General features: G+C 68.5%; 11 protein-coding genes. 6 read left to right on the forward strand and 5 right to left on the reverse strand.

Annotated features, from left to right (window positions below):
* On the reverse strand, window positions 1–2202 hold the full coding sequence (gene ligA / locus ACN4E0_RS08630) for an NAD-dependent DNA ligase LigA (RefSeq protein ID WP_419567151.1): 2202 nt from the start codon (window positions 2200–2202) through the stop codon (window positions 1–3).
* Window positions 2202–3866, reverse strand: a complete 1665-nt coding sequence (gene recN, locus ACN4E0_RS08635) for a DNA repair protein RecN (protein WP_419567152.1) — start codon at window positions 3864–3866, stop codon at window positions 2202–2204. Before recN ends, ligA begins: the two co-directional genes overlap by 1 nt.
* Before the next feature lie 129 nt (window positions 3867–3995).
* On the opposite strand from recN, the gene ACN4E0_RS08640 reads away from it, so the two are divergent.
* Window positions 3996–5150 (forward strand): diguanylate cyclase, encoded by a 1155-nt coding sequence (locus ACN4E0_RS08640; protein ID WP_419567153.1) that lies wholly within the window; start codon window positions 3996–3998, stop codon window positions 5148–5150.
* A 15-nt stretch (window positions 5151–5165) separates the two neighbouring features.
* Here the strand turns inward: ACN4E0_RS08640 and ACN4E0_RS08645 are convergent, their stop codons facing one another.
* Window positions 5166–5969, reverse strand: coding sequence for an outer membrane protein assembly factor BamD (locus ACN4E0_RS08645; RefSeq protein ID WP_419567154.1), 804 nt, complete (start codon window positions 5967–5969; stop codon window positions 5166–5168).
* 180 nt (window positions 5970–6149) lie between these two features.
* Between ACN4E0_RS08645 and ACN4E0_RS08650 the strand changes: the two genes are divergently transcribed.
* Complete coding sequence (locus ACN4E0_RS08650; RefSeq protein WP_221599782.1) at window positions 6150–6323, forward strand: Flp family type IVb pilin; 174 nt, start codon at window positions 6150–6152, stop codon at window positions 6321–6323.
* A gap of 24 nt (window positions 6324–6347) precedes the next feature.
* Here ACN4E0_RS08650 and proB read toward each other — a convergent pair whose 3' ends face one another.
* Window positions 6348–7496, reverse strand: a complete 1149-nt coding sequence (gene proB / locus ACN4E0_RS08655) for a glutamate 5-kinase (protein ID WP_419567155.1) — start codon at window positions 7494–7496, stop codon at window positions 6348–6350.
* 229 nt (window positions 7497–7725) lie between these two features.
* Between proB and ACN4E0_RS08660 the strand changes: the two genes are divergently transcribed.
* The 4 genes from ACN4E0_RS08660 (at window position 7726) to ACN4E0_RS08675 (ending at window position 11153) form a co-directional block, all read left to right on the forward strand.
* Entirely contained in the window at window positions 7726–8493 is a 768-nt protein-coding gene (locus tag ACN4E0_RS08660; RefSeq protein ID WP_419567192.1) for a pyrroline-5-carboxylate reductase family protein, read from the forward strand.
* Window positions 8494–8536: 43 nt separating this feature from the next.
* Complete coding sequence (locus ACN4E0_RS08665) at window positions 8537–9802, forward strand: glutamate-5-semialdehyde dehydrogenase (RefSeq protein ID WP_419567156.1); 1266 nt, start codon at window positions 8537–8539, stop codon at window positions 9800–9802.
* A gap of 89 nt (window positions 9803–9891) precedes the next feature.
* On the forward strand, window positions 9892–10266 hold the full coding sequence (locus ACN4E0_RS08670; RefSeq protein WP_419567158.1) for a hypothetical protein: 375 nt from the start codon (window positions 9892–9894) through the stop codon (window positions 10264–10266).
* On the forward strand, window positions 10266–11153 hold the full coding sequence (locus ACN4E0_RS08675; protein WP_419567159.1) for a FecR family protein: 888 nt from the start codon (window positions 10266–10268) through the stop codon (window positions 11151–11153). The genes ACN4E0_RS08670 and ACN4E0_RS08675 overlap by 1 nt, the downstream gene beginning before the upstream one ends.
* A gap of 9 nt (window positions 11154–11162) precedes the next feature.
* Here ACN4E0_RS08675 and ACN4E0_RS08680 read toward each other — a convergent pair whose 3' ends face one another.
* Window positions 11163–13400: a CHASE2 domain-containing protein gene (locus ACN4E0_RS08680; RefSeq protein ID WP_419567160.1), complete on the reverse strand. Its 2238-nt coding sequence runs from the start codon at window positions 13398–13400 to the stop codon at window positions 11163–11165.
* Window positions 13401–13443 lie beyond the last annotated feature (43 nt).

The raw sequence follows: 13443 nt of genomic DNA on the forward strand, positions 1-13443 counted from the left end.
CTAGCCCGCCGCCTTCACGATTTCGGCCCAGCCTGCCTCGTCGATGACCTCGATCCCGAGTTCGGCGGCCTTCTTGAGCTTGCTCCCCGCGCCCGGCCCGGCGACGAGCAGGTCGGTCTTGGCGCTGACCGAGCCGCTGGCCTTGGCGCCGAGCCGTTCGGCCTGCGCCTTGGCCTCGTCGCGGCTCATCGTCTCGAGCTTGCCGGTGAAGACGACGGTCTTGCCGCTGACGCGGCTAGCGCGCGTCTCGACCTCGTAACGCGGCGGATCGACGACGCCCGCGCCGGGTTCGGCGCCGATCAGGTCGTTCCACACCGCCCGGTTGTGGTCCTCGTGAAAGAAATCCGCCAGCGAATGGCCGACCGCTGTCCCGATGCCGCCGGTGCGGACCTCGAAGATACGCTTCACCGCCTCGACCATGCGGGTGTTGAACGGGCTTTCCTTCTCGTCCTCGCCGCGCGGATTGTCGTCGCGATAGGCGGCGAACTCCGCGGCCTTTTCGGGCAGCAGGCGGATATCGCCCAGCCCATTCATCAGGTCGCGCGCGGTGACCGCGCCGACATGGCGAATACCGAGCCCGAACAGCAGCCGTGCCGCATCGGGCTCGCGCCGCGCCTCGATGCTTGCCAACAGGTTATCCACAGACCGCTCCTGCCACCCTTCGAGCGCGAGAATCTCCCCGCGCCGATGCTTCAGACGGAAGATGTCGGCGGGGCTTTCGAGCCAGCCGAGGGCGAAGAACTGGTCGATCGTCTTCTCGCCCAGACCGTCGATGTCGAGCGCGCCGCGGCTGACGAAATGTTTCAGTCTTTCCGTGCGTTGCGCCGGACAGATGAGACCGCCTGTGCAGCGCACATCGACCTCGCCCTCCTCGGCCACCGCTTCGCTGCCGCATTCGGGGCAGTGGTCGGGGAAATGCCACGGCTGGCGATCCGCATCGCGGGTGAGGTTTTCCACAAGCTGTGGAATGACGTCGCCCGCGCGCTGGACCACGACGCGGTCGCCGGGGCGCACGCCGAGCCGCGCGATCTCGTCGCGATTGTGGAGCGTGACATTGGTCACCGTCACCCCGCCCACCAGCACCGGGGCGAGCCGGCCGACCGGGGTCAGCTTGCCCGTGCGCCCGACCTGGATGTCGATCGCCTCGAGCGTGGTCTCGGCCCGTTCGGCCGGGAACTTGTGTGCCAGCGCCCAGCGCGGCGCCTTGGCGACGAAGCCGAGCCGCTGCTGGTAGTCGAGACTATCGACCTTGTAGACCACGCCGTCGATTTCATACGGTAGGTCAGCGCGTTGTTCCGCAATCTTCGCGTAATGCTCGAGGATCTCCGAAGCGCTCTCGAACCGCGCGAACAGCGGCGAGACGGGCACACCCCAGGCCTCGATCCGGCGCACCACCTCGGTCTGCGTCTTTCCCGGCACCTCCGACGCCGCGCCCCAGCCATGCGCCCAGAATTTGAGCGGCCGCTGCGCGGTGACGTCGGCATCCTTCTGCCGCAGCGATCCGGCGGCCGCGTTGCGCGGATTGGCGAACTGGCGGACCTTGGCCGCGTCGAATTCCTCGCCCTTCTCCTTTGCCGCGTCGCGCGCCTCCTCCATCAGCCGCGTATTGAGCGCCTCGAAATCGGCGCGCGCCATATAGACCTCGCCGCGAATCTCGAACACTTCGGGCGCATCGCCGCCGAGCTGCTGCGGGATATCGGCGATATGCGCGACATTGGCGGTGACGTCCTCGCCCACCTGCCCGTCGCCGCGCGTCGCCGCGCGCACCAGCGCGCCCTTTTCGTAGCGCAGCGAGCAGGACAATCCGTCGATCTTGTCTTCGGCGGTGAAGGCCAGCGGCGCCTTCTCGTCGAGCGCAAGGAAGCGCCGCACGCGCGCGACCCATTCCTCGACCTCCTCCGCCGAGAAGGCGTTGTCGAGGCTCATCATGCGCACCTCGTGCCTCACTTTGCTCAGCGGCGAGGAGGACGCGGTATGCCCGACCTTTCGGCTCGGCGAATCCGCGCGCACCAGCTGCGGAAACGCCGCCTCGAGTTCGGCATTGCGCCGCACCAGCGCGTCGTATTCCTGGTCGCTGATCTCGGGCGCGTCCTCGGCGTGATAGAGCCGGTCGTGATGCGCGATCTGCTTCGCCAGGCGCATCAATTCATTGGCGGCATCGGCCTCGGTGAGATCGGTCGCCGCCGCATGTGGCGTTGCCATCACACCCCCTCCAGCAGCCGATCCGCCTGCGCCCGCGCTTCGGGCGTCACTTCGGCGCCGCTGAGCATCCGCGCGATCTCTTCCTGGCGGCCGGCCTCGTCAAGCAGCACCACGCCGGTCTTGGTGACGGTGCCGTCGCTCGACTTGGCGATCATGTAGTGCGTCCGCCCGCGCGCGGCGACCTGCGGGCTGTGCGTCACCGCGAGCAACTGCCCGTCGGCCGAAAGCCGCGCGAGCCGTTCGCCGATGGCGGAAGCAACCGCGCCGCCGACGCCGCGGTCGATCTCGTCGAAGATCACCGTCGCCGCTCCGCCCTGCTCGGCCAGCGCGACCTTGAGCGCGAGGATGAAGCGCGACAGCTCGCCGCCCGAGGCGATCTTGGCGAGCGGCGCGAAATCGGCGCCGGGATTGGTGGCGATGAGGAATTCGACGCTGTCCATGCCGCTCGCACCCCATTTCTCCTCGGGCAGTTCGCTCACCGCGGTGTGGAAACGCGCGGCATCGAGCTTCAGGGGCGCGAGTTCGCGCGCTACCGCCTCGTCGAGCCGCATCGCCGCCGCTACCCGCGTCGCATGGAGCGCCTCGGCCTCGGCGCGATAGCGCTGGCCGGCATCCTTCGCCGCCGCTTCGAGCGCGTCGAGCTGCGCCTCGCCACCCTCGATCGAATCGAGCGCGGCGCGCATCTCGCGCATGATCCGCGGCAGTTCGTCGACCTCGCAGCGATGCTTGCGGGCGAGTGCGCGCAATTCGAACAGCCGCGTCTCGGCGGCGTCGAGCGCGGCGGGATCGTGCTCGAGCGCCTCGGCCGCGGCCTGGAGCTTGTCCTCGGCCTCGCCCGCCTCGATCACCGCGCGATCGAGCGCGGCGAGCGCATCGGCGAGCAAGGGATGTTCGGGCGCGATCCGGTCGAGCCGCCGCGCGGCCACCCGAAACGCCGCGAGCGGCGAATCGGAACCCTCCCACAGGTGCCGCAGTTCCTCGAGGTCGCCCGACAGCTTCTCGCCCTTCTGCATGCTCGCGCGCGTCTCGGCGAGCCGGGCCTCCTCGCCCGCCTGCGGCTCGAGCGCGGTCAGCTCGGCGAGATGCGCGAGCAGCAGATCCTGGTCGGCCTTGGCGTTCTCGACCGCTTCGCGCGCCTCCGCCAGCGCCTCCTCGGCGCTGCGCCATCTCGTCCAGTTCTTCGCCACACGACCGGTCTCGCCCCCGGCAAAGCGGTCGAGCAGGGCACGGTGGCCGCGCGGATTGACCAGCCCGCGGTCGTCGTGCTGGCCGTGCAGTTCGACCAGGAATCCCGCCATCTCGCGCAGCAGGCCGACGCTCACCGGCTGGTCGTTGACGAAGGCCTTGCTCTTGCCGTCCGCCTTCAGCTGGCGGCGCAGGATCAGCGGCTCGCCCTCCTCGATCTCGAGATCGGCATCGTCGAGCACCGCGGCGAGTCCGGCGGGCAGGACGGCGAATTCGAAAGTCGCCGTCACGCTCGCCTTGTCCTCGCCCCCGCGCACCAGCGCGCTGTCGGCGCGGTTGCCCAGCACGAGGCCGAGCGCGTCGAGCAGGATCGACTTGCCCGCCCCGGTTTCGCCGGTGAGCACGCCGAGTCCGCGCCCGAAGGCGAGGTCGAGCGACTCGATCAGCACGATGTTGCGGATGGAAAGCCGGGTCAGCATGCTCCTGCTTCCTAGCCAAAGCCGGCACCCAAGTCAGCAGGCCGGCAAATCCTATCGACAAGCACGCCGCGCCGCTGTCGAGCGCATGCGTAAACGCCGCCTTAGCAATTGCGCGCCTAGGACCGGATGGTGACTTCGCGACGCTTCCTCGGAGCCCTGTCGGGACCGGACGTTCCCGCGCATCTGCGCGAGGACTTCACCCTGCTGACCGCGGAGCACATGCGCGGCCAGGCACGCCTGCTGTTCGTCGGCTTCATCCTCAGCCTGCCGATGGTGGTCTACGGTGCCAGCGCCGGGGCCGGCGCGCTGGTCGCCTACGGGCTGCCGCTGATCATCCTGCTGCTCTCGGCCACCGGCCTGGTCCTCCTTTCGCGCCCTCGCGCCGAGGGGGATTTCGGCGACGCGCGCCGGATCATCGACACGGTCTGGAAACTGTGTCTGCTGACCGCCGCGGTGGGCAGTATCTGGTGCATCGCCAGCTGGGCCAGCGCACCGCTCGAGACGCGCATCTACTATCCCGCGATCATGTCGATCGGCGGGCTCGTGCTCGGCTATTGCCTGATGGCCGAACGCAGCGTGGGCATGACGGTGGTCGTCGTCACCATGGGGCCGACGATCGCGGTCCTGGCGAGCACCGGCATGGTCATGGATCTGGTCCTTGCGATCGCCATGGCGATCGGCGTCGGGTTCCAGCTGACCATGATGGTGCGCCACCAGCGCCTGCTGCTGAGCCTCGTCGAGGAGCGTCACCGGTCGGCCGAACTCGCTCGGCGCGATCCGCTGACCGGCCTCGCCAACCGGCGGGCGCTGATCGAGCGCTTCGAGGCCTTCGCCGAGAGGTCCGGGGCAGTGCGTCTGATGGTGGTCGACATCGACCGCTTCAAGACGATTAACGACCGCTTCGGCCACGACATGGGCGACCGGGTCCTGCGCACGCTCGCCACGCTGCTGGCCAGCCACGCGCGTGGCGAGATCTGCGCCGCGCGGCTCGGCGGCGAGGAATTCGGCCTGCTCGGCAGCGCCGAAGCGCTCGATCCGGCCATCGCGCTGCAATTGCTGCGCGAGATCGGCTGCGCCCGCATGCCGCATGGTGAAACGATTACCGTCAGCATCGGTGTGGCCGATGCCGTCGTATCGAGCCCGGAGGACTGGAACCCGCTCTATGCGCAGGCCGACCGGGCGCTCTATCGCGCCAAGAACGACGGACGCAACCGGGTCATGACGCACCAGTCGGGCGCTGATCCGGACCGATTCCAGACTGAACCGCAGGCCCTGCGGGCCTGACGCGCGCTCGCCCGATCAGCTCGGCTGGACCCCGGCGGCGTGGTCCTGCACCAGCTCATAGGCCTTCTCGTACCATTCGCTGCCCGGATAGTTGGCGCCGAGCACCGAGGCATATTTGACCGCTTCGTCGGGAATCCCGAGCGCGAGGCTGGTTTCGGTCAGGCGGTAGAGCGCTTCGGGCGCGTGGCTCGTGGTCTGGTAGGTGTCGACCACGTTCTGGAAGCGGATCTGCGCCGCGATCCACTTGCCCGAGCGTTCGTAATGGCGGCCGATTTCCATTTCCTTGCCGGCGAGGTGATCGCGGACGAGGTCGATCTTGAGCCGCGCGTCGGCAGCATAGTCGGTATTGGGATAGCGGCGGTTGATCTCCTGCAGCGCGGTGAGCGCCTGGTCGGTGATCTTCTGGTCGCGCTGGACGTCGCTGATCTGCTCGTAATAGCTCAGGGCGATCAGGTAGAAGGCGTAAGGCGCGTCCTTGTTGCCCGGATGGATCTGCAGGAAGCGCTGGGCGGACTGGATCGCCTTGTTGTAATCCTTGCCGACGTAATAGCTGAACGAGCTCATCAGCTGCGCGCGGCGGGCCCAGGGCGAATAGGGGTGCTGCCGCTCGACCTCGTCGAACAGCGCCGCGGCCAGATCGGCCTGGCCGTTGTCGAGCCGCCGCTTCGCCTCCCAATAGAGCGTTTCCACGTCGCGCGCGACATAGGCGGTGTCCTTGGGCCCGCTGTCGCGACCGGCGCAGGCGGCGGTGAGGAGGCTCGCACCGGCAAGCGCGGCGCCGAAGAACAGCTTGGTGCTGGTACGGGTCTGGGTCGTCATGGGAAGCAGCCTATAACCAGCGACCCGATGAACGCCAAGTGAAGTTCGCCCGCCTGTCCCCGGCATCGCCGACCGAACGCGCCTTTAAATCGAAATTAACCGTGACCTTGCGTTCGGCCTTAACCGTGGCGGTGCGATAGTCCTGCTCGAGTAAGGCAGACACAACCTTTGGGGATCGACATGAAACATCTGAAGAAATTCTGGAACGACGAACGCGGTGCGACCGCAATCGAATACGGCCTGATCGCAGCGCTCATCGCTGTGGCGGCCATCACCGCGCTGCAGTCGCTCGGCGGCCAGCTGTCGACGACCTTCAACAAGGTCTCGACCACGATGAGCTCGGGTAACGTCTGATCCCCGCGCGGAAGTGCCGGGCCGTCAGTTCGGCCCGGCGATTTCCTCGGGCGCGTCCCACAGAAGGTGGCGCGTCTCCAGCATGACCAGATTCGCGCTGCGGATGACCTCGCCCTTGGTGCGGTAGCCGAGCAGCCGTTCAGCCCCGGTATCGGGGTTGTTCGTCAGCACGCGCAATTCTTCCGAACTGAAATCGCTCAGGCCGCGGGCGCGCTCGATGCCCTTGCTGTCGTAGATGTGCAGCACGTCGCCGCGCGTGAAATCGCCGGTCATCGAGACGACATCCTCGCGCCGGATCGGTCGGTCCCCGCCCAGTCCGGCCGCGATCGAATCGGAAATCACGATGCTGCCGGCCATCTGCAGGCGGTTGGCGATCCAGCTGTCCCAGCCCGACAAAGGGTTGGGATGCGGCAGAATCTTGGTCGCGCGACGCGCGCCCGACAGCACGCTCGACACGGGTCGATCGGCATCGCCCTGCGCGATCCAGGTGGTGACGCCGGCTTCCTGCGCCATGTTGGCGGCGAGCAGCTTGGTCTCCATCCCCCCGGTCCCCAGCGTGCTCTTGCCGCGGGTCGCTGCCATATAGGGTGCGACGTCTTCCACCTCGGGAATGAACTGTGCCCCCGGTTCGTCGGGATTGCGGTCGTAGAGGCCGTCGACCCCGGTCAGGATGATGAAGTCGTCCGCCCCGACCATCTGGGCCACCTTGGCCGCGAGCCGGTCGTTGTCGCCGACGCGGATCTCCTCGGTGGTGATCGTGTCGTTCTCGTTGACGATCGGCATCACCCCCGCTTCGAGCAGGCGGTGCACCGTGTTGCGCGTGTTGAGGAAGCGCCGGTGGTCCTCGAAATCGCCGAGCGTGAGCAGCACCTGCGCGATCTCGAAGCCGAATTCGTGGCCGACCTGCTTGTAGGCATTGAGCAGCAACGGCATCCCGCAGGCGGCCGCCGCCTGTTTGTCGGAAACCCCGGCGCTGTCGGGCGTTTCCCCTATGATGCGCAGGCCCAGGGCCACCGAGCCGGACGAGCACAGGATGACATTCGAGCCCTCCGAGCGGAGTTGCGCGACATCTTCGAGCAGGCGCTGGAGGAAACCATAGCGCGGGGTGAGGAGTTCAAGGTTGGCAAGGAGGGCCGAACCGATTTTGACGACGATGTTTCGCTTCTTGGTCATACTATCCCAAAGTTGCGTAGGCTTGAAATTTCTGATCGGCAATATAGATAGTGATTGTGCAGCGCACAACCACATTTTATGAATATCGGGCCAGCGCGAAAAACATGACTACTGTCAAAGTCATAATGCAGTTTGCAGCGGTCGGATATTCTATTGGCAAGTAAGTATAAGAATTAAAAAGGGCCGCGAGGCTCGGAAACGGATTTTAGTCATTACCAAAACTGTCTGTATTGTCGGATGCGGAAAAATGGGCTCCGCTTTGCTTTCGCAGTGGGTCGAGGGGCCCGAGGCGATCACCGTGGTCGATCCCGCGGGCAGTGCGGTGCCCGATGGCGTGACGCTGGTGACCGACCGCACGGAAATTGCCGGCCAGACCTTCGATCTCATCGTCACCGCGGTCAAGCCGCAGCTGATCGACGGGGTCATGTCCGACTATGCCGACCATCTCGCGCCGGGGGGCTATGTCCTCTCGATCGCCGCGGGCTATTCGGCGAACCGCCTGTCGAAGGTCATGGGCGATGCGCCGGTCATCCGCACCATGCCGAACCTGCCCGCGGCGATCGGCCGCGGCGTCAGCGGCATCTGCCCCGGCCCGCACGCAACCGCCGCCCATGTCGCGCATGCCGAGGACTTCATGCGCCGCGCGGGGACGACGATCACCGTCGACAGCGAGGAGAAGCTCGACCGGGTCACCGCGGTCGCCGGCTCGGGTCCGGGCTACGTCTTCGAGATCGCCCGCACCTATGCCGAGGCGGCGATGGCGCAGGGCTTCGACGAAGACGAGGCGCGCGACATGGTGCTCGGCACCATCGGCGGTGCGATCGCCATGGCCGGCGAGCCCGGCGCGCCGAGCCTCGAGGAGCTTCGCAATTCGGTCACCAGCAAGGGCGGCACCACCGCCGCCGGCCTCGCCGCGCTTAACGGCGACGGTGGCCTTACCACCCGCCTGCATGATACATTGCAGGCAGCCTACGAACGGGCGGTCGAGCTGCGCTGACCACCGCGCCTCCCGCCCCCGACGAACCAAGACGAGAGAGCACATGAACGACCAGACACCCGATCCGCAGATCCATATCCACGACCTCGGCCAGCGCGCCCGCAAGGCCGCGCGCAGGCTGCTGTCGGCCGGCACCGAGGCGAAGAACGCCGCCCTGCGCGAAGCCGCCAAGGCGCTCCGCAGCCGCATGGGCGAACTGCTCGAGGCCAATGCCCGGGACGTCGAGAGCGTGGCGGACAAGAAGCCCGAGAGCTTCATCGACCGCCTCCGCCTGACCGAGGACCGGGTCGAGGCGATGGCCGGCGCGCTCGAGGAAATCGCCGAGCTGCCCGACCCGGTCGGCCGCCAGCTCGCCACTTTCGAGCGCCCCAACGGCCTTACCATCGAACGCGTAGCGGTGCCCATCGGCGTGATCGGCATGATCTACGAATCGCGCCCCAATGTCGGCGCCGACGCCAGCGCCCTGTGCCTCAAGTCGGGCAATGCGGTGATCCTGCGCGGCGGCAGCGAAAGCCGCCATTCGACCCGCGTGATCGTCGAATGCATGCGCGCCGGGCTCAAGGCCGCGGGCCTGCCCGAGGATGCGGTGCAGACCGTCGGCACAACCGACCGCAACGCCGTCGCCGCGCTGCTCAAGGCCGACGAGTTCGTCGACCTCGTGATCCCGCGCGGCGGGCGCGGACTGGTCGAGCTGGTGCGCGACCAGGCGAGCGTGCCCACCCTCCTCCACCTCGACGGCAACTGCCACAGCTACGTCCACGAGGCCGCCGACATCGACAAGGCGGTGCGGGTGATCCGCAACGCCAAGCTGCGCCGCACCGGCGTCTGCGGCGCGACCGAGAGCGTGGTCGTCGACCGCGCGGTCGCCGAAGCCTTCATCCCGCGGTTCGCCGACACGATGGGCAGCGACTGCGAATTGCGCGGCGACGCCGAAGCGGTGGCGATCGACGATCGGCTCAAGCCGGCCAGCGAGGAGGACTGGAGCACCGAATATCTCGATCCCATCGCCAGCGTGAAGGTGGTCGACGGGCTCGAACAGGGCATCGCCTGGGTCGATGAGCATTCGAGCCACCATACCGATGCGATCATCACCGAGGACGACGAGGCCGCGCGCCGGTTCATGACCGCGATCGACAGCGCCATCGTGATGCACAATGCCAGCACCCAGTTCGCCGACGGCGGCGAATTCGGCATGGGGGCGGAAATCGGTATCGCGACCGGCAAGATGCATGCGCGCGGGCCCGTGGGGCTCGAGCAGCTGTGCAGCTTCAAATACCTCGTCCACGGCGACGGCCAGACGCGGCCATAACCCGTCCGCCGCGAGCGGCTGGAGAAATCGGGGCAACTGCCCTATCATCCTCCCCGGTCGCATCGCGCGTTTCCGGGGAGGATTGCGTTATGGCACTCAAGCTGTGGGCACGAGCCGCAGTGTTGGCGGCGTTCTTGCTGCCAACAGGCGCGCTGCATGCCGAAACGCTGGCCGAACTCGATGCCCTGTCCGACTCCGCGCAGGACGAAGGCGGCGCAATCGCGGCGGCGCAGGACCTCGCCGCGGATGGCGCCTATCTCGAGGCGCTGGCGACGCTCGAGCGCATGCTCGCGGTTCATCCGAGATCACCCGAAGGCCGACTGCTGCACGCGCTCTATTTGTGCCGCGTCGACGACCAGCGCGGCGGTCAGGTCGAGATCGGCAAGCTCAAGGACAGCGAATTCGGCAGCCAGACGCTCGCCGATGCCCGCGCCGCCTGTGCCGCCGGCGGAGAGACGCCGTGATGCGCCGACCCTCCCCCATCGTTGCCGCGTTCCTCGCCACCGGCTTGCTCGCCAGCCCGCTCGCCGCGCAGCAGAGGGTCGAAGTCGGCAATGCCGCGACCGTCGTCGGCGACGTGCGGATGAGCAATGCCCAGATCCGCAAGCCGAAGAAGATCGCGCGCAAGCAGCGCGTGGCCTGGGGCGATCTGATCGACACGGCGAAGAAATCGCAGCTGCAGATCCTCCTGCTCGACCGCTCGAGCTTCGGCATCGGCGCCTCCTCGCGCGTGCGGATCGATCGCTTCGTCTACGACCCCGAGGCCGGGCGCAGCTTCTTCGCGACCATGGTCAAGGGCGCGCTGCGCTTCTTCTCGGGCCGCGAGGACGGGGAAAACAGCGGGGAGATCCAGACCCCCTCGGGCCGCATCGGCATCCGCGGCACCGCGCTCGACCTGCTCGTCGGCGAGGAGGCCGAGACGATCGCCGAGAACGAGGACTTCGTCGGCAATGTCGACAGCGACGAGGACGAGGCGACGCTGGTCGTGCTGCGCGGCCCCGGCGCGGGCACCGCCGGCGGGCTCGTGCCGGGGCGGGCGGAGGTCAGCGCCGCGGGCAAGACCGTGGTGCTCGACCAGCCCGGCCTCGCCGCCTACATCCCGCGCAATGGCGCGCCGCCGATCGGGCCGTTCTTCCTCTCGAACCCCGGCCTCGCCGAGCTGCAGGATCAGCTCCAGCCCGAAGTCGCGCGCGCCGCGCAGGGAAGCGGCGGCGGCGGCCTGCTCCGCGCGCTGCTGCCGCTGGCCGGCGCGATCGCGGTGGGCTCCTTGCTCAGCGGCGGCCGCAGCACCAGCGACAACCAGGCCGAACCGCAAACCCGCAGGCCGAACGACCGCCAGGACCAGCCCTGAGCGCGCAGGCTACTTGCTCACCGCCTGATAGACCCCGTCCCACCCCCCTCCGGGCGGAGCGCCCCGCAGGCTGGCGATCCGCTCGTGCATGAGTGCGGCGAGCCCGGCTACGCCGACCTCCGCGTAGCCCTCCTCCCCCTGATCGAGCACCGCCTGCGCCCGGTCCCACTCCTGCGCGCGATAGGCCGCCAGCAGTGCCGCATGCGTTTCCGCGAGGCGCGCGAAACCAGCATCCGCCGCCAGCGTCTCGTCGCCGAGCAGCGCGAAGATCGTCTCCGGCGCATCGCGGCCGACCACGCGCACGCGGTCGAGTTCGATCAGCGCGAAGCCGGGCAGTTCGTCCGCCAGCGCGCTGCCGACCACGATCGGCACATGATACTGCTTGGTCAGCCCCTCGAGCCGCGAGGCCATGTTCACCGTGTCCCCGATCAGCGAATAGGACAGCCGCTGGCGCGAACCCATATTGCCGACGCAGCACAGCCCCGCGTTGATCCCGATGCCGATGCTCACCTCGCCCGGCCAGACGACGTCCCTGCGCCCGGGCATGGTGCGGTTGAGATCGGCGGTCGCGGCGACCATGTCCAGCGCGGCGCGCGCGGCATTGCGCGGGTGGTCGGGATCGTCGAGCGGCGCGTTCCAGAAGGCGAGGATGGCATCGCCGATATATTTGTCGAGCGTCGCCTGGCGGGCGAGCAATATGTCGCTCATCGGGGTCAGGAACTCGATCAGGAAATGGATCACCTCGCGCGGGCTGTAGCGCTCCGACATGCGGCTGAAGCCGCGGATGTCGCACATCAGCACGCTCATCTCGCGCTCCTCGCCGCCCAGTTCGAGCTGGTCGGGATCCTCGGCGATGCGGCGGACCATCTCGGGCGAGAGATAGCGGTCGAAGGCCGAGTGGATATAAGCGCGCCGCCGCTCCTCGCGGTAGAAGACGGCGACCGTCTGCACCGCATAGACCGCGAGCAGCGCGAGCACCGGCCAGGTCGGGTCGAGCAGATAGTTCGCGCGGGTGAAGGCGAGCCAGCTGCCCCCGCCGACCAGCGCGATCCCGCCGAGCGCCGCGACCGCCCCCAGTGCGGCGCCGAGCCGTGGCAGCAACAGCGCCAGCCCGCCGCCGAGCAGCAGCACCAGCACCAGTTCGAGCCCGAAGGCCCAGTCGGGCCGTTCGAGGAAATCGCCCGCCAGCATCTGCTCGGTCGCCGCGGCATGGACGGTGACGCCGCCGACCCGCTCGGCCAGCGGCGTGGAGACGAGATCCTGCAGGCCCGCCGCACTGCCGCCGATGAAGACGATCCTTCCGCGCACCGCGCGCGCCAGCGCATCATCGTCGAGCGCCCCGTCGATGACCTGCCAGGCGGGCAGGACCATGCGCGCAGTGGCCGGGAAATGAACCCACATCTCGCCCGCCCCGTTGACCGGGATCGTGCGCCCCGCCAGCCGCACCGCGACCGCCGCCCCGCCCGCCCCCGGCGTCTCGCCGCTGCCGTCGCTGGCGAGCAGATCGGGCGATCCCGCGCCCTCCGCCACGCGCAAGGCCTCCAGGCTGAGCGAAGGCACGAGCACGCCGCGATGGATCGCCACCAGCGGCGCGCGGCGGACGATCCCGTCGGCATCGCTTTCGAGGCTGACGAAGCCACTGCCCCGCGCCGCCGCCTCGAGCACGGGCAGCGGCGGGATCGCGCCGTCGTAATGCCGCACCTCACGCGAGGGCAGCGACCCGTGCAGCGTGAAGGAGGCCTTGGGTTCGATGGCCCCGCCATGGCCGCCGCGATCGAGGAAATAGGCCGCGACCACGGGCGCGCGGGCAAAACTGCGCGCCAGCAGCGCGTCATGGCTCGGCAATTGCGCGAAAGCCTCGGTAAGTGCCGCCTCGGTCCCCAGCCGCCGCTGGAGCGCGGCGACTTCGGCGGGCGAGGTGCGGTCGGGTTCCGAAAGAACGATATCGAACACCACCGCCGCCGCGCCTGCGGCCGCCAGCCGGTCGGTCAGCTCGGCCAGTTCGGTGCGCGGCCAGGGCCATTGGCCGAGACGCTCGATCGAGACCTCGTCGATGTCGACCACCGCGACGTGTGCGGAGTCATCGACCTGGCGCGGCGCGGCGCGCTGATAGGCGTCGAACACCGCCAGCCCGACGCGGCCGAGCGATCCAGGCTGGGCAAGTTGCAGCACGACCACCAGCGCGAGCGCGACCAGCCCGGCGACGATCGCGGGTGCGTCGCGCAGGCCGCGAAAGCGGTGGAACATGGCGGGCCCTCCCCGGCGGCGATCCTATGGCGCGCGGGCCGAA

Source organism: Qipengyuania sp. (assembly GCF_048550555.1).
GTDB lineage: Bacteria > Pseudomonadota > Alphaproteobacteria > Sphingomonadales > Sphingomonadaceae > Qipengyuania.